The organism is Kocuria subflava (assembly GCF_012163155.1).
GTDB classification, from domain to species: domain Bacteria; phylum Actinomycetota; class Actinomycetes; order Actinomycetales; family Micrococcaceae; genus Kocuria; species Kocuria subflava.
Genome location: NZ_JAAVUN010000264.1, coordinates 1 through 510 on the forward strand (window position 1 = coordinate 1; position 510 = coordinate 510).

1 protein-coding gene is annotated in these 510 nt (G+C 61.6%); it reads left to right on the forward strand.

All coding sequences use genetic code 11. The annotated features are described in order from the left end of the window. Positions 1–63 precede the first annotated feature (63 nt). A partial coding sequence (locus GTW58_RS14105; RefSeq protein WP_280842338.1) for a penicillin-binding transpeptidase domain-containing protein occupies positions 64–510 on the forward strand: 447 nt, incomplete at its 3' end.

Here is a 510-nt window from a genome sequence, read left to right on the forward strand (position 1 = left end):
CCCCCAAGGCTGGAAGCATTATGGGAACAGTCCGCCGCACCGGACTCCCCACTCCGAACGACTTTGGATGTCCCGCTGCAGCGCGCCGCGGAGGAGATCATTGCCAACACCGACAGTCCAAGTGCACTCGTGGCGGTGAGAGTTTCCACGGGTGACGTGTTGGTGGCCGCCTGCGGACCCGACGACAACGCTTATCCGACGGCAACTCTCGGCCAATACGCACCGGGGTCGACTTTCAAGATTGCGACGTCGCTGGCTCTTCTGCGCAAGGGCTTGACGGAGGATTCCACCGTTCACTGCACCGAGAACATTTCCGTGGACGGCCGCAGTTTCAACAACGCGGGGACCTACCTGTCCGACCATTTAGGTGACATTTCCCTGAAGGAGGCCATCGCGCAAAGCTGTAACACAGCGCTGATCGATCGGCATGAGGAAGTCAGTCAGGACGACCTGGCCGATGCCGGTGCAGCCCTCGGCATCGGCGCTGAATGGGACTTGGGCATCCCCGCC